This is a genomic window from Fulvimarina thalattae (genome assembly GCF_040239565.1).
GTDB lineage: Bacteria > Pseudomonadota > Alphaproteobacteria > Rhizobiales > Rhizobiaceae > Fulvimarina.
The window spans coordinates 1-15,772 of record NZ_JBEHWS010000031.1 but is presented as its reverse complement, the minus strand read 5'-3'; the positions used below and the strand labels follow the sequence as shown (position 1 = coordinate 15,772).

At 64.0% G+C, this 15,772-nt stretch carries 16 protein-coding genes; 12 read left to right on the top strand and 4 right to left on the bottom strand.

Going from position 1 to position 15,772, the window contains the following annotated elements; all coding sequences use genetic code 11:
- Positions 1–174 precede the first annotated feature (174 nt).
- Both ABRA89_RS19535 and ABRA89_RS19530 read right to left on the bottom strand, forming a co-directional pair.
- Positions 175–1,011 (bottom strand): hypothetical protein, encoded by an 837-nt coding sequence (locus tag ABRA89_RS19535; protein ID WP_349943177.1) that lies wholly within the window; start codon positions 1,009–1,011, stop codon positions 175–177.
- A gap of 91 nt (positions 1,012–1,102) precedes the next feature.
- Positions 1,103–1,279, bottom strand: coding sequence for a hypothetical protein (locus ABRA89_RS19530; RefSeq protein WP_349943176.1), 177 nt, complete (start codon positions 1,277–1,279; stop codon positions 1,103–1,105).
- Positions 1,280–1,541: 262 nt separating this feature from the next.
- Here ABRA89_RS19530 and ABRA89_RS19525 point away from each other — a divergent pair, with 262 nt between their 5' ends.
- Genes ABRA89_RS19525 through ABRA89_RS19505 form a run of 5 tightly spaced genes read left to right on the top strand, consistent with a single transcriptional unit; the run spans position 1,542 to position 6,236 of the window.
- Entirely contained in the window at positions 1,542–2,240 is a 699-nt protein-coding gene (locus tag ABRA89_RS19525; protein WP_349943174.1) for a FadR/GntR family transcriptional regulator, read from the top strand.
- 40 nt (positions 2,241–2,280) lie between these two features.
- The gene (locus ABRA89_RS19520; RefSeq protein WP_349943173.1) at positions 2,281–3,264 is read left to right on the top strand and encodes a TRAP transporter substrate-binding protein; all 984 of its coding nucleotides are present in this window, start codon (positions 2,281–2,283) and stop codon (positions 3,262–3,264) included.
- 5 nt (positions 3,265–3,269) lie between these two features.
- Positions 3,270–3,764 (top strand): TRAP transporter small permease, encoded by a 495-nt coding sequence (locus ABRA89_RS19515; RefSeq protein WP_349943172.1) that lies wholly within the window; start codon positions 3,270–3,272, stop codon positions 3,762–3,764.
- Positions 3,764–5,062, top strand: a complete 1,299-nt coding sequence (locus tag ABRA89_RS19510) for a TRAP transporter large permease (protein WP_349943171.1) — start codon at positions 3,764–3,766, stop codon at positions 5,060–5,062. Before ABRA89_RS19515 ends, ABRA89_RS19510 begins: the two co-directional genes overlap by 1 nt.
- Positions 5,063–5,072: 10 nt before the next feature.
- Positions 5,073–6,236, top strand: coding sequence for a mandelate racemase/muconate lactonizing enzyme family protein (locus tag ABRA89_RS19505; RefSeq protein ID WP_349943170.1), 1,164 nt, complete (start codon positions 5,073–5,075; stop codon positions 6,234–6,236).
- A gap of 93 nt (positions 6,237–6,329) precedes the next feature.
- On the opposite strand, the gene ABRA89_RS19500 is transcribed toward ABRA89_RS19505, so the two are convergent.
- Both ABRA89_RS19500 and ABRA89_RS19495 read right to left on the bottom strand, forming a co-directional pair.
- The gene (locus ABRA89_RS19500; protein ID WP_349943169.1) at positions 6,330–6,575 is read right to left on the bottom strand and encodes a hypothetical protein; all 246 of its coding nucleotides are present in this window, start codon (positions 6,573–6,575) and stop codon (positions 6,330–6,332) included.
- 23 nt (positions 6,576–6,598) lie between these two features.
- Positions 6,599–6,784 carry a hypothetical protein gene (locus ABRA89_RS19495; RefSeq protein ID WP_349943168.1) on the bottom strand — a complete coding sequence of 62 codons (186 nt, stop codon included), beginning with the start codon at positions 6,782–6,784 and terminating at the stop codon, positions 6,599–6,601.
- A 193-nt stretch (positions 6,785–6,977) separates the two neighbouring features.
- Between ABRA89_RS19495 and ABRA89_RS19490 the strand changes: the two genes are divergently transcribed.
- The 7 genes from ABRA89_RS19490 to ABRA89_RS19460 all read left to right on the top strand — a co-directional run bounded on the left by ABRA89_RS19490 (position 6,978) and on the right by ABRA89_RS19460 (position 15,670).
- Positions 6,978–7,622 carry a hypothetical protein gene (locus tag ABRA89_RS19490; RefSeq protein ID WP_349943167.1) on the top strand — a complete coding sequence of 215 codons (645 nt, stop codon included), beginning with the start codon at positions 6,978–6,980 and terminating at the stop codon, positions 7,620–7,622.
- A gap of 50 nt (positions 7,623–7,672) precedes the next feature.
- Positions 7,673–9,598 (top strand): AAA family ATPase, encoded by a 1,926-nt coding sequence (locus ABRA89_RS19485; RefSeq protein WP_349943166.1) that lies wholly within the window; start codon positions 7,673–7,675, stop codon positions 9,596–9,598.
- A gap of 566 nt (positions 9,599–10,164) precedes the next feature.
- Positions 10,165–10,398 carry a hypothetical protein gene (locus tag ABRA89_RS19480; protein WP_349943165.1) on the top strand — a complete coding sequence of 78 codons (234 nt, stop codon included), beginning with the start codon at positions 10,165–10,167 and terminating at the stop codon, positions 10,396–10,398.
- Positions 10,395–10,982 (top strand): hypothetical protein, encoded by a 588-nt coding sequence (locus tag ABRA89_RS19475; RefSeq protein WP_349943164.1) that lies wholly within the window; start codon positions 10,395–10,397, stop codon positions 10,980–10,982. The genes ABRA89_RS19480 and ABRA89_RS19475 overlap by 4 nt, the downstream gene beginning before the upstream one ends.
- Positions 10,983–10,996: 14 nt before the next feature.
- Positions 10,997–13,336, top strand: a complete 2,340-nt coding sequence (locus ABRA89_RS19470; protein ID WP_349943163.1) for a hypothetical protein — start codon at positions 10,997–10,999, stop codon at positions 13,334–13,336.
- A gap of 1 nt (position 13,337) precedes the next feature.
- Positions 13,338–14,498, top strand: coding sequence for an ATP-binding protein (locus tag ABRA89_RS19465; RefSeq protein WP_349943162.1), 1,161 nt, complete (start codon positions 13,338–13,340; stop codon positions 14,496–14,498).
- 2 nt (positions 14,499–14,500) lie between these two features.
- Positions 14,501–15,670 carry a TniQ family protein gene (locus ABRA89_RS19460; RefSeq protein WP_349943161.1) on the top strand — a complete coding sequence of 390 codons (1,170 nt, stop codon included), beginning with the start codon at positions 14,501–14,503 and terminating at the stop codon, positions 15,668–15,670.
- The last annotated feature ends 102 nt before the right edge of the window (positions 15,671–15,772 follow it).

Below are 15,772 nucleotides of genomic sequence, written 5' to 3'. Positions count from 1 at the left end.
GGCTGAAAAGCGGTCCGTAAACGCGAGAACCATGGAAATGCGGCGCCTCAGACCACTCGCAATCCCGAAACGACATTCAAGCTGCCTTCGTCCGTCGGAAATCGCGGTTCTTCGAGGTGTCCATTTTCATATCGATCTCCTCCCAGGATGCGTCGGTTTGGCCGGCTCAAACTTTTATTGAAGGTTCGTGACAGCTTGCAGACTGTCGACGGGCCGGACAGCGACGTCGGCGACACCTCTTTCTAATGCAACCGCTATTTCGGCGAATGGCAGCCGAATGATAGAAGCACCGATATCTGCGAACGCCATCTCGAACGCCTCGGCGACCTCGTATTTCATCGATCCGAGCAACACTTTCCGACCTGCGGCTCCCCCGCTCCAAGGCGGAGGTTCCTCCTCAGTCTCAGGCCGATCGATCTGTACAGCGTAGGCCGGACTGCCAGTCGCGGGATCAATGAGGACAATCGGGATTCCTAGGAGTGACTGCAAATATTGCCAATCGATGTCGTAAGCCAATGCTTGCAGAGCTTGCTCGTCTCCTTCTTCCATCTCGATACCCATGTATCCGCCTGGAAAGCGGACTTGGATAACTGAGACGGCCGAACTCGAAAGGCCATTCTCGTCGGTTACCTCAAGCCCGACTGCTACCGTGCCTGGAAGCAGAAACCGACAGCGAAGCAATTTTTCTGATTGAGAGCAATTTGCAGTCGCGGATTCTGCAGGCGGCAATGCGCCGATTGTCCACTTTTCTTCAAAGATTTCGCTTGAGCCAGCGGTACTTTCGGCACTTGAAAAATCGACCGCTTCGTTTCTCAACACTTCTAGCGCATCGGGACGCACTTTGGCGATTGGTGGAGACGGCTTGCTGACGATCAACGTTCCGATCCATCCAGCGAGGCCGCTGATCACGGCGATGGTAACACCGATGAAAATCTTGCCGAGTGTCGTCTCGTGAAATTTGACTGGCGGGTTTGCACCTGTTCCCGCCCCCGGCGTGACTTGGTCCGGCAAGTTTACACCCAACGATCCATCGCATTATCTTACTTTAGGGTAGTATGATCTGTAATGGTAGATGTCGTCAAGCCAATCCTGTCTTTTCGGGTCAGGAATGGCTTCGCCGATAGTCGGCGAACTCCCTGATATGAACAAGGAGATGCTCCGCTATCAGCCGCCGTGCTTCGTCGTAATCCTGCCATCCGATCTTCGGCCATTTTATCGCAATCCGCGCTCTCAGTTCGGGCGAAAGCTCGTTCAGCCCGATCGTGATGGCGTTCCGCATGTCGGATTCCGCGGCCGCCGAACGTGCCGACTGGACGACGTTCCCTTGCTCGATCGCTCTCACCCTAAGGCTGTCGCACAAGCCCAAGCTCTTCGCGAGAGCGGTCCCTTTGCGGAAATCGGCATCAACCCTTTCATTCGACACGGCGGGCTACGAACGCCATCCTTTGATGCATTCGCGGAATGGAACTGCACCGTTGACTTAACAGGAAAAAAGCGCGTAATTGGTCAGACCACCAGATGACAGGCCAATTATGGAACGATTGCAGAGTAGTTCAGAGGGCACCCTTCTCCCGATCGAGCGCCGACATCTCTCCGGCGAGGTTGCACGCCAGATCTTGCAACTGATCGCTACCCGCAGCCTCAGAAGCGGTGACCGCCTGCCGACCGAACGCGAATTGGCCTCGACATTGCAGGTCAGCAGAAGTGCGGTTCGGGAGGGGCTGAAGTATCTGTCCGGTCTTCACATCGTCGATATCCGGCAGGGGTCGGGAACGTTCGTCAAGAAATCGCAGAATCTCGCGCTGCTCGACCCCTCGCTCGTCGCATCCGAGGAGCGCAGATCGATGCTCGCGCAAGCGACAGTCGCGCGAAGGGCGATCGACTGCCTGGCAGCGGAGCTTGCCGCGACGAAACCCGCCGCGCAGGAGATCGCCGAGCTTCGGTCATACCTGGAACGGGCCGATAGCGAACCGTTTCGCACCGAGCTTTCTCATTCGATCGACCTGACCTTCGAGGCCATCCTCGGCCGAATGACAGGTAATCCTTACGTCATCGCGCTCCAGGAGGAGGCGCATCGCTACTTCCGTTCGGCATGGGAAACCATCGGCCTGATGCCTAGGCCCGCGGACGAACGGAGTGAGCAGCACTGGCAGATCTTTGCTGCGATCGAGAAGGCGACTCCGGAAGAGGCCGGGCGCCTGATGAAGCTGCATTTCGAGATGCAGGCACTCAAGGACTGAACAAGTCCGAAATCTTCTTCGATTCATGGGAGGAACAGAAATGAGAAGAACGATCACCGCTCTCGCCACGATCATGGCTGCCGCAGGTCTGGCGAACATGGCTGCCGAAGCCCGCACCATTACCGTCGCGACCATTCTCAATGCGAACGACGTCAGCACTCAGGCGATGGACGAATGGAACCGTCTGCTCGAGGAAAGGACTGAGGGCCGGTTGAGTCTTAACATTCTCCCGGGCGGAACGCTCGGTGGCACCAGGGAACTCGTCCAGCAGCTTTCCTCTGGGGAGATCGACGTTAACGTCAGTTCGCCGGTCGTCCTGCAGTTCGCCGCGCCTCAGTATCAATGCCTGGAAGGCGAGTACGTTTTCGAGAACGAGCAGCACGGCCTCGATGTCTGGAGAGGCAAGGTCGGCGAGGAGGCGTCGCAGGCCCTCCAGGAAAACTACGCGATCGAGATCGCTGCGGTCGGACGACGTGGCAGCCGGAACGTGACAGCGAACAAACCTGTCCGCGACCCGTCCGACATGGCCGGACTGAAGATGCGCGTGACGAATGATCTGCGCACCGAGGTCTTCTCCAAGTTCGGCGCGCAGCCGGCTCCGCTCCCGCTCTCGGAACTCTACGGAGCCCTCCGCCAAGGCGTTTTCGACGCGCAGGAAAACCCGCTGTCGACGATCTTCAGCCTGCGTTTCCATGAAGTGCAGGACTATATCAGTCTGACCGAACACATCTGGACGTATACGATCGTCTACGTGAACAGCGACTTTCACGAAAGCCTCGGCGATGATCGAGAGGTATTCGACCAGACGCTGAACGAAGCGATGGACTGGCTGTCCACGAAGGTCGATGAAGAGACCGAACGCGTCACGAAGGCGATCAAGGACAGCGGTGACGCCGAGATCATCGAGCCGGATGTCGCGGCGTTTCGCGAGCAGGCACGGCCGGTCGTCGAAGCCTATGCCGAAGCCAACTGCAAGCCTGGGCTCCTCGCCGAGGTCGATGCTGCCGCTGGCGGTTCGGAGTAACGGAAATGCGCAAACTGGTCAGGTGGACGGGGTCCGCCTGGCTGAGCCTGTCGGTCGTGCTGCTCGTCGGCACGATCGTTACAGTGCTCTGCCAGGTAGCATTTCGCTACGTCATCGCGCTTCCTCTGTCCTGGACTGAAGAGGCCGCCCGCATCTTCCTCGTCACCTCCGTCTACGCCGCGCTCCCGGCCGCCTATGTGCGAGGAGAGCATATCGTGGTCGACTTCTTCGTCACGATGATGCCGCCGGGAATGCTGCGTGTCTATCTGTGGATACTGAAGCTTCTGACGGCGCTCGTCAGCCTCTACTTCGCGGCAGGTGCGCTGCTTCAAGCAGAAGCGACGCGGAACATGACTTTTATCTCGCTCCCGACGCTTTCCGTCTCGGTCCTCTACGTCGTTCAGGGTGCCGCCATGATCTTCTTGGCGTTGCTTGTCCTCGTCACGATGGACGACCGAGAGGTCTACATCCCGACCGAGCATGAGGGGATCGACGCCTGATGGCCCCCATTTTTCTAACCCTCGGCCTCGTCCTGATGATCGTCGCCGGTCTCATGATCGCGATCTCGGCAGGCCTCGCATCTATCATCGGCGGACTGCTGATCTTCGGTGACCCCTTCGGAACGCTCGTTCCCAAGATGGTGGCGCGCTTCGCGATCGATCGCATCGACAACTTTCTATTGCTAGCGATTCCCTTTTTCATCCTTGCCGGTCGCCTGATGAACAGCGGGGGCGTGACGGAACGGCTGTTCGACTTCGTCGCGACACTCGTCTCTCGACTTCGTGGCGGACTCGGACACGCGAACGTCCTCGCGAGCTTCATTTTTGCCGGCATGTCCGGTTCGGCGACCGCCGACGTCGTCGGTCTCGGCGCGATCGAAATGAAGGCGATGAGGGCCAATGGCTACGATGAAGGCTTTTCAGCAGGTGTCACCGCGGCGTCCTCGATTCTCGGACCGGTCCTCCCGCCGTCGATCGTTCTGATCGCTTATGCGGTCCAGGCCGAACAGTCGGTCGCGACGTTGTTTCTCGCAGCGATCGTACCGGGCATCCTTCTGGCGTTGTGCTTCATGGCATGGGTGGCCTACCGGGCGAAGCGGATGAAGATGCCGAGCGGAACGTGGCCGGAGGCCGGCGATCTCGGTAGAAAGGCGATCCGCGCCTTCCTTCCGATGCTGACGCCCGGGATCATTCTCGCGGGCATCTACGGCGGTATCTTCACACCGACCGAAGCCGCAGCGATTGCCGTCCTTTACGCACTCGTCCTGACGATGGGGATTTACCGGGAACTGTCGGTGCGTGCCCTCATCGAGCAGTTGAAGGGCACCGCACTCGATACGGCGACTCTAATGTTCATCATCGCGATGACCTCGGCCTTCGGCGTCATAATGCTTCGGCTTGGGCTTCCTCAGGCGCTGGCGAGCCTCGTTACGGACATATCCGAAGATCCGACGATCGTTCTGTTCCTGCTGATGGCCGTGTGGTTGCTGGTCGGCTGCTTCATGGCACAGACTCCTGCGATCATCATCCTGACTCCGATCCTTCTTCCGATAGCCGATCGCATCGGCCTGGACCTCGTCCATTTCGGTGTCGTAATGGCGATGAGCCTCACTGTCGGGCTTCTGACACCGCCGGTCGGCATGGTCCTCTACGCGCTGAAGAAGGTCGCCTACGTCCCGATCGGCGTCCTCTTTCGAGTATCGGTGCCATACGTCGTCATCGCACTGGTCTTCCTCAGCGTGCTCATCTTGGTCCCGTCGATCGTGACCGCGCTTCCCTACAATCTCGGTTACTTCTAGGAGTTCGATCGTGAAAATCGAAAAAGCCCGGCCGCGCAGAGTCGGCCAGTTCCTCTATGCCGAAATCACGACATCCGACGGTCTGGTCGGTTACGGCGAAAGCGGTGCCTGGGGGCACCTCGAGGCATCGGAGGCTGCCCTTCAAAAGTACTGCGATTATCTCGTCGGTCAGGATCCCCGGCGCATCGAGCGGCACTGGCAGATGATGCATCGCTTCGCGCACTTCAACGGCGCGGCGATCGGCGGAGCGATCTCGGCGGTCGACATCGCCCTGTGGGATATCAAGGCCCAATCATACAAGGTGCCGCTCTACGAATTGCTCGGTGGAGCCGTCCGCGACAAGCTCCGCGTCTACGCGCACGTCTACGCCAAGGATGTCGAAGGGGTCGCGAAGTATGCGGGCGAGAAGGCCGCCGAGGGATATACCGCGATCGGTCACCTGAACCCGTTTCTGGACGAGCCCGAGGACACCCCGTACTTCCTCGGGCATGCCGGCCTGATGCGCGCCGGAACCGAAACCGTCCGGCGTTGCCGAGAATCGGCCGGACCGGACGTCGATCTGATGCTCGAACTCCATCGCCGACTGACTCCTGCGGAGGCCGTCACGTTCGCTCAAGAGGTAGCACCGTTCACCCCGGGCTGGCTCGAAGACCCGATCCGTCCCGAGAATATCGATGCGATGGCGGATGTCGCGCGAAAATCACCGGTGCCGATCGCGACTGGAGAGCGCTACTTCAACATCTATCAATTTAAGATGGCGATAGAACGTAGGGCAATGTCGTTCGCCCGCGTTTCCGTCGGAGTCTGCGGAGGCATCACCGCAGCCCTCAAGATCGCCGCGATCGCTGAGGCGAACGACGTCCAGGTAGCGCCGCATAATCCGATCTCGCCCGTTGGCGTCGCTGCCTGTGCAGCGATCGGGTTCAGTCGATCGAACGTCGCCATTCAGGAATTCCCGACCGGCTACGACAATTACGTCTTCGAGAGTACGTCGAAGGTTCTCGGGCACGACGTGATCGACGGCGACCTCGTCGTCGAGAAGGGCTTCCTGCTTCGTCCCGAGCGTCCGGGGATTGGCGTTTCTGTCAAGCCGGACGCGGAGACGATCCGCCCGGCGATAACACGACCGGTGTCTATGCGAGCGCATCTCGACGGTGGACTGGTCGATCAGTGATCATGGGATTCATAAGTACGTGAAATTCAAGCCTCCCGTATCACCGCGGGGAGTTCAAATTGGAATGAGAGGTCCGAGCCGGTTCGATCGTGCTTAACCGTGAACTCGGTCGGCGGCGTGCTCACGCCGCCGACATTCGACGATCTCCCGCACTCTGACGACCAGATGCTCCGCGATCAGCCGCCGGGCTTCGTCGTAGTCCTGCCTCCCGATCTTCGGCCTCTTCATCGCTATTCGGGCACTCAGTTCGGGCGGAAGCTCATCCAGCGCGATCTTGATCGCCGTTCGCATGTCGGCATCCACGCCGTCTACCTGCCGGCTATCGACCGTTCCGATCAAGCGGCAATATCGTGCGCGGCCGCTCACGGCCTTCGCCGGACGTAGCCTGCCGAGATATGCCTCGACAGCCGCCCTTCGATCTCGGCTTGTCCGAGAATCAGCCCGCGTACCGCTTCGCGCGGATCGCCGCCGGCCTGTCGGATCGCGGCGTCAACCACGTCGTCAGTCACCGTGGGCAGGTCGGTTTCGGTCTTCGGCGCGTTAACCATGATCTCTCCATATTGTCGAACCCCCGAGCCGACTCGAATTGACTCGGCTCCGAAGTTCTTATTATGTTCTCATCCATGATCAAGCACACCGTACAAAAGCACGTCGTCGTGGCCAAGCGCCCGACCTACCGCGCCGGATAGGGCAGAGCGCCCGTCGTCCGGCGAACGCCCTCTCGCGTTTCTGGAGCCGACGATGCCCGTTCTCGATCATACCCCTTCCGACCATTCCGACATCGAAGCCGACAATACCGCCGACCCCCTGACACGGGCGCGGCGCCGGGCTTCGTCCCTCCGCCGCTTCGGCCCACCAGGAACCGTCCTTTGCGTCGGCCGCCCGATCTTCCGCTCGCGATTGGCCCGCGACCTCGGCGTGCTGCTCGATCTCGATCGCGCGGTCGTTCAATGGTCGTGCCTGCCTGAGGTCGTCGAGTTCGCCGATCCCGATGGCGAGATCGTAGAGCACGTCCCCGACTTCCGGATCGTGGAGAGCGGCGGCCTCGAGCGCTTCATCGACGCCGGTCGCACCGGCCTGACGCCGATCGAGAAGTCGATCTCATACCGGACCGTCCCCGAGGACGAGATCATGCTCGAACCCGCGCTGTCGAACGCGAGGGACATGATGCGGTACGCCCGCTGGTCGGTGCCGCTGTCCGACCGCGTCCGCCTTCTCGCCTACCTGGCGGAGATGTCGCCGATCACCCTGATCGAAGCCGCGTCCGCGATGCGCGAAAGCCCCGAACCCGTCGGCGCGGTGATCGCGCTCTTTCTCCGCCGTGTCGTTTCCATCGAATGGCGCGACGACCCCATCGGCCCCGAAACCCAGGTCAGACCGCGATGAACCGGAACCTTCGATCCCATGCGCGGAAGAGGAGCCTCGAGGAGAGAGCCATGTCACTCGACATCCTGACCGAGGCCGAGGACGCCTCTCATCGCAGCCGCGAGCGCCGCTATCTCGACGACCAGATCGCGGACATGCTGCCGTCCCAGATGCTGATCTACGACATCATCCACGACCGGGTCCGCGCCGCCGCGGAAAGCCGGGGAGACCGGCACGTCCTGCTCGGGATCCGAGGCTTCGACGCGATGTGGCTCGAGACCGCATACGAAGCCGCGAGGTTGATCCTGCAGTCGACACTCGGCACGACGCATATCGACTGCACGGCCGTCGCCGGAACCAGCGGCAATGTCCATCGTGCGCTGCCGCTGACGGTCGACGCGATCGCACGGCATCTGGAGGACGGCCCGGTCCTCGTCATGATGCTGCCCGACGACGAGACCCCGACACTGCTGGAAGCGATCGCGGACGACATCATCGAGATCGCCGAGCCGTCACGTGCCGCGTTCGCCGCCGCGATCGGTCTGGAGGATATCGGCAACCTGTCGCCGAACCATCGGCTATCCGCATTCCGCCCGGTCCGCTTCGACATGGCGATGTCGCGAGGTAGGAACGCCGAGGAACGTCTGGCGATCCTGGACGCCATCCTCGCCGACGATGCGGACGACGAGCCCGAGGAGAATGCGGCACCGCGCCCGGCAGCGACGGGCGATACCCTGCCGCGTGTCGACGATCTCCACGGCTACGGCGCCGCCGGCGATTTCGCGCGTCAGCTTGTCGAGGATCTCGCCGCCTACCGGCGGGGCGATCTCGAATGGCGTGACATCGACTCGGGGGCCTTGTTCGTCGGACCGCCCGGCACCGGAAAGACGATGCTGGCGGCCGCCATCGCCGGATCGTCGGGGGCGCACTTCGTGCCGACGTCCTATGCCGAATGGCAGTCGAGCCGCGGCGGCCATCTCGGCGACGTCACCAAGGCCATCAGGCGCACGTTCGAGGACGCCGCCGCGAACCTGCCGGCGATCGTTTTCATCGACGAGATCGATGCGATCAGGGCCCGCGGAACCAGCGATCGGAACGATTCATGGTTCGTCGCCATCAACGGCTGCCTGCTCGAATGCATGGACGGTATCGCGAGACGCGAGGGCATCGTCGTTCTGGCGGCCTGCAACCATGATCGCATGCTCGATCCGGCTCTGGTCAGGGCCGGACGGCTCGACAGGCGCTTTTTCATCGGCCTGCCCGACGAGAATGCGCTCGCCGGTATCTTCCGGCACCACCTCGGTACCGGGGTCTCGGACGAAGCGATCGGTCAGGTCGCGACTCTCTTCGCGGGCACGATGTCGGGTGCGGACGTCGTCCGGATCTCGCGGGATGCCCGGAGGCGTGCCCGACTCGCGGGCCGGGAGATCTCGGCCGAGGACCTGATCGCGGTCGCGGTCCCGCCCGAGACGCGCTCGCCTTCGGTCCTGCGGCGCGTCGCGATCCACGAAGCCGGCCACGCGGTCGTGCGCATGATCTTCGGGACGATTCCGACCGCGCTGTCGATCATCGAGGCCGGCGATGTCGGCGGCTCGGTCAGGTCGTCGCGCGACGCCTCGACCTTCGAGGGTCTGCGCGGCGAACTCGAGGAAGAGGTCGCCTGCGCACTCGCGGGCCGGGCCGCCGAGGACGTCCTGCTGGGGTCCGTCTCGGCGGGCGCCGGCGGCAGCGGCGAGTCGGACCTCGCGCGAGCGACCGGGCTTCTCGCCGCGTCCGAAAGCATCCTCGGGCTCGGCCGGACGATCACACACGGCATGGAGGTCGACGGCATGGTCGTCCACGAGCGTCTGGCCCGAATCTACGCCGAGACCGTCATGCTCGTCGCGAGGCACCGCGGCGCCGTGGAGGATCTCGCCGGACGGGCGATCGCGCATCGCGTGCTCGGCCGGGCCGCCCTGAAGGCGTTCGCCGAGGAATACGGCCTCGCCGGCCGGTAGCGGCAAGGAAAAAGATGGTCGCCGACGCATCTCGGCGCCCGTCCAAGCGACTGGAATTGTTGGGTTCGAGCCATGGATAGATCGATTTGCACTGCCCGCAGCCACGGAGCGGAAGCCATATTCCCTAACGCGGAATTAACGCGTCCGCACTATGGTCGACGGTCCCGCACCACGAGTGACGGGCAACCAGGAGATACCCTGCCGATGACCTTCCTTTCCCTCCTTTCTCACGGTGCCGGGCAACGGGCCCGCGCCCTGACGAAATGGGATTGGTCCGTCCCGGTACGCGTAGCCTGACGCTTCCCGAGGCGAAGACCGACCCCATCGACACGACGATACCGCCCCGTTCGCGACTCTGACGCCGCGACCGGTCCGAGATCCCGCATGGAGTCCGCCCTCATGATCCTCCGCACGCGACAACGCTCGAAACGGCCCTGACCGGCGCCGGCTCCCGCCGGCCCGTCCATGACCGCTCGACCCTTCGTATCCGCACGACCTGCGCCGCCTTCCGCGACGCCGGAACGCCCTCGTCGTGCGCATCGCTGCAACCTTAGGAAGTCCTTCAGATGTCCCTGATCAATTACGACGACACGCTCGACCCCGAGAACGCCATTGCCGACGAGATGCTCCACATGAACGCCGCTCCTCCCCTTGCCGGGAGCGGCCTCGGCACGACCGAAGGACGGGGCTCGTATAAACCCTCTACCGGTCTGCCGACGATCATCGTGGCGATCTCGAATTCCGTGTCCGTTGGCTGGTCGACGGCCGCGTCACGATGCCGGCTTCGGATCGGGCGATGACCGGTCTTCTCGTCAGCCTCCGTTACGAACGCCTCTACTTCGAGAGCAATCTCGAGCGCGACCGGCTTGTCGTCCTTGACGGCTCCGGCATGGTCCGCAGGCTCGGCGTCCAGGCCGGACCCTACCATTATCGCGCGCACGGTGAGTGGCACGAGCACTTCTTCGACAACGTCTGGGAAGGGCACGACGGCCGCATCGTCTTCGAGTCGATCCGTCCGGAGACGAGCAGCCGTATCGCTGATCTGCGGCGGATCCTTAGGCGCCTGTCGCTCGACGATCCGCGTCTCGCCGGGGCCGAGATCCGCCTCGTCGGACGCCATGACTGCCCGGACTGGCTGGTCCAGCGATCCCATGCCGTCCGCTGCGCGTGGCGGCGTCCTGACGCCGAAGCCGACGAGGCGATGCTCGGCTGTCTGCGAGGCGTCGGTGTGACCGTCCGTGCCTCGGAAGCAATCCGCGCGAGCGGTCTCGGGCCGGCGGGTTTGCCGGCCATCGCACGCCTTTCCATGACCGGCCTCGTGGAGATCGCCGGGATCGATCGCCTGAACTTCGACGCCCGCGTCCTCGCGGCACCGATCCACTGAAAGGAGAAACGGCCATGCCGACCCGTACGGCCCTGGCGCCCGCAGGCATCTTCCACGAGACCGCCCGCTACAGCATCGGCGCGACCGACCGGATCGTCTGGGAGGGCGCGGAATATTCGTGGGCTGAGACGACGGAGCGGGGGCACGTCCTGCGTGCTCCCGGCATCGCGACGCCCAGGCTCGTCGAGCACGACACCTTCGCGGCGCTCCTCGACACGGGGAAGATCCGGTTCGACCGGGGCTACTGGTCGCCGCGTCAGGTCCGCCGGCGCGAACGCGGGATCGCGTCCCACGACGATCTCACCGACGAACAGCGCGAGCAGATGATGCACCGGCTTCGCTGGGTCGAGGCGTTCGAGTCGCTCTACGTCGCGAAGAGGGCGCTGAAGAGCCCCGACGGCTACAGGGGCGCCCTCGTTGTCATCAAGGACCTGTTCGAGACGGAGAGGGAAGCCGCGAGCCGGTATGCGGACGGCAGGAACGGGCATGGCGATCGTCAGTCCGAAGGCTGGACCGCGCCTTCATGGAGCCAGTTGGGACGGTGGGTGCGGGCCTATGCCGCCTCGGACGGCGATCCACTCGTCCTTGTTTCGATGCGCAGGCGCTCCGGACACCGAACGTCGCGCTATGGCGGAACGGTCCAGAGGATCGTCGACCGGTTCGCGGCGCTCTACTGCACGCCGAACCGGCCGACCGTCGCGCTCCTTCACGAACGCATGGCGAGGATGATCCGTCGCTACAACCGGTTCTACCGGACTTCCTACAGGATCCCGAGCGTCAAGATGCTCGAGCGTGCCGTCACGGCCCTGCCGGACTTCGACAAGATGGCCGGCCGCCACGGCATCGATCATGCACGTCGGTACTTCCAGCCGGTCTATTCCGGCCCGGTCGTCTCGCGACCCATGGAGCGCATCGAGATCGACGAGTGGAAGGTCTCCCTCCACACGCTGCTCGAGACCGCCGGCCGTTACGCGGCGATGACGAAGGAGGAGAAGGAAGCGGTCAAGAAGATCCGCTGCTGGCTTTCCGTCGCGATCGACGTTGCCACGCGCTGCGTCGTTGGTATCTCGCTGTCGAACAGGGATCCGAACCACGACTCCGCCCTGTCGGTCCTCAGGCACGTCTTGGAGGACAAGGAGGATCTGCGCCGGCGAGCCGGAGCGAGGACCGAATGGCCCTGCCGTGGCTGGCCGACCGGCGTCGTGACCGACAAGGGTTCGGGCTTCAAGTCGCACGAGTTCCGCCGGGCACTGGATTCGCTGGACATCGAGTCGATGCGCCCGCCCGCTGGGCGTCCGCACTTCCGCGGCACGATTGAGCGGTTCTTCGGCAATGTCGAGACGCGGCTGCTCCCGCGCTTCGACGGCCGGGCCTTCGGCAACGTCACGGAGAAGGGCGATTACCAGGCCGACCGGTACGCGGCGCTGACGATCGCCGAACTCGAGCGGGCGCTGATCCGCTACATCTGCGACGTCTACCACCGCACGCCGCATTCCGGTCTGTTCGGCCTTTCGCCGGCACAGGCCTGGAACCGTCTTTCGCGGGAGAACCCGCCGAACCCGCCGCCGGGCGACGACCGGATGCGGATCGCGTTCGGGACCCGGCTGAAGCGCAAGGTCTCTGCGAAGGGCGTTCGCGTGCTCGGCCGGTTCTACCTCAGCGAGGAGCTTTCGGCTCTCTTCAGACAGGATCGGCATGCGGAAGTCGACGTCTTCATAGACGAGACCGAACTCGGTCGCGTCTCGTTCGCCCGAGCGAGCGGTGACGAAGCCACCTCGCGCATCGTCGTCACCTCCGGCGCGAACGCCGACCGGCAGTGGTTCGGGGCGCAGTCCGTCGACCGCTCGGTCCTCGGCCGGAACTTCGAGCAGTTCGGCAAGTCCGCCGCGCAGCATTTCGGTCTGGAAGGCACGGCCTTCTCGCGTGCCGCACACCCGGACGAGAACAGGCAGGTCCTCGACGAGGCACTCAGGGACATCGACGCGATCGCGGCAAACGCCCGCAGGAGAGGCGCGATCTTTTTCGAGGAGAAGCATGCCGCCGGGCTGAAGCGCCTGAAGAAGGAGATTGGCTCCGCCTTCGCCAACAACTTCGGCCACCGCGTGCGCGCGGTCCGGAGCGAGGAGGCGCTTGCCGTCGTCCCGGGCGAAGTCCGCGGACCGGCGCCGCGACAGGCGCCGACCGTGCGGAAGGACACCGACGGACCGGCGGATGCGCCGGCGGAGGGAGCCGGAGCGACGGCGACGACTCCGGCGCCCGAGCCGGAAATCAGGAACGAACGACCCGCACCCGTGCGGAATATCGAAACAGCGGCCGCGCCTAGTGGAAGACAGCCGCGGAAGTGGGAAAGCTGACATGGCGATCTGGAGCGAGACATACCGACCGAACGGCGAAGCGGAGGCGCAGGCCTCGTTGGCCGAAATGCAGCGCTTCGCGAACGGGCTGCTCCCCGGATCGGGAGCGGACCTCGATCGCATTTCCCGCGTCCGTCAGATGTACCTGGGGCTCGATCGCGACGCGGCCTTCCGCAAGCGCCTCGGCCGCATCATCAAGAGCGCCACGGCGCAGGCGGACGTCACAGCGTCGAAGACGAAGATCTCGAACCGGTTCCCGGGTCAGATCCTGACGGTTTACGGCAACTCGGGCGCGGGCAAGACCCGCATGCTCGAGGCCGCGCTCGCGCAGGAGAACATCCTCGAGGGGATCGACAGGGACGGCTTCCGCCTGTTTCCGGTGATCCGCATGCAGGCGCCCGCACCGTTCAATCGCGTCCAGTTGGGCGAGGCGATCCTGCGGGCCCTCGGCATGGAGTCCGAGAGCGACCTCAAGCCCGACGGCGTCTGGAAGAACGTCCGGAACGTCCTGCCAAGGACGCGGACGTCTCTGATCGTCATCGACGAAGCGCAGCACGCGGTCCGGCACGGCAGGGAACCGAAGCATATCCTGTCGGCCCGGGACGAGATGAAGAACCTCACCGGCAACGACTACTGGCCGGTCTCGATCATACTCGTCGGAACGAAGCCGCTGCGACGGTTCATCGAGACGGACAACCAGTTGAGGCGCCGCAACACCTGGTTTCCGGTCAGGCCGATCGCCCCGCATTCCGTCACCGGCCTCCTCGGAGACGGCGATCTCGGAGACGTCGTTGACGCGATCGAGGAGGCCTGCCGCCGGGCGAAGCTCGCCAACGCGATCGACGACATCGAGGACGTCGCGCAGCGGCTCGCCTTCGCGTGCGCGCTCGAATACGGCCGCATCTTCGATCTCCTGCGCCTCGCGGCCGAGATCGCGGTCGTCGAGGGCAGCGGCGAACTGGGACGCCGGCATTTCGAGATCGCGCTCGAGGAGCGGACCGCGTGCGACTTGTCGGAGAACTCGTTCCGGACCGACGTCGAGGACTTCGTCACCATCCAGCACTGGCTGCCGGAAGAGGACGACTTCCGCGATTCGAAGACCGATCCGCTCTTCCCCGATCACGACACCAAGCCCCCGAAGGCGCCGAGAACCAGGAGGTAGACATGCCGGGAGCGTTTCCTGTCCGACCGCCTATCGGCGCGAGCGAGACGGCGTCGAGCTACGCCTCGCGCCTCGCCCGCGCCAACGGCTTCGACACGCTCTGGGGTCTCTGCGGCTTCGTCGGCATGCGCCTCAAGGATCTCGGGAACGGCAGCACCGCGTCCCTGTCCCGCCTTGCCCGCATCTCGACGGTCGACGAGGATCGCCTTCGCCGCGCGACGATCCGCAGGAACCGGAACGGCCGCCTGTCGGTCGGCCGGGAGATGGTGTCCCATGACAACGTCCGGACGTCGACGATCGCGTTCTGCCCGGCTTGCGTCCGGGACGACCGCGCGACCGAGAGCCCGATCATGGCGTCCGAGCGGGCGTGGCAGAGGCTCGAATGGCGGTTCGAGCCGATCACGGTCTGCGGGACGCACGACATGGAACTCGTCGTCGTCCGCGTCCCGCTGCGCCACACGAACGGCGATTTCGTCAGCGCGCTCGAATGGTGCGACTCCGCCGGTCTGCTTCCTGCGGACGGCCGCCCTGCCGTGTTCTCGCCGCGTCAGGCCTATCTCGCGGGCAGGCTGCGCGGCGAGACGGTCTTCGCCGGCGCGTTCGTCGACGGACTGGCGTGGTACGCAGCCGCCCGGATGTTCGAATGCGTCGGAACCGCCGATCTGGCGCCGGGACTGATCCGGTTCAGGAAGAACGAGGTTCTCGACGATCCGGCGACGACGGCCGATCGCGGCTTCGACATCCTGTCGGGCGGCAGGGAAGCGTTCGCGGCCTGGATCGCCGACCGGATCGACCGCTCCCGGACCGAGGAAGCCTGTCCGGCCTGGCCGGCGTCGCGGACGATCTTCGGCGATCTCGCAGATACGCTCGAACGCATTCCGGATCCGGCCTACGATCCGGTCCGCGCGATGCTCGTCGAGGCCGCGACCGAGCGGCTGCCGCTGGCGCCGGGGTCGACGTATCTCGGCATCGCGATCCCGGAAACGCGGCTTCATTCGCTCAGATCGGCGTCGAATGAAGCGGAACTGCCGGTCGAACGGATGGCCGAGATCCTTCGCGATGCCGACCTTCTGCCGGCCGACGCGGACGCGCTCACGCCCGAGCGCGTCCTCATGCCGGCCGCGCCGGTCGACGACCTGGACGTCTCCGGAAACTGGAGTTTTTGGCGGTGATCTGATTCACTGACGTCGTGGTGGTCGGGAGGATCGGATGCCGGGTCAGTTTGGATTTTGGGACGTTTCGGATCGGCTGTCTCAGCTCTCCAAACAGGGCGA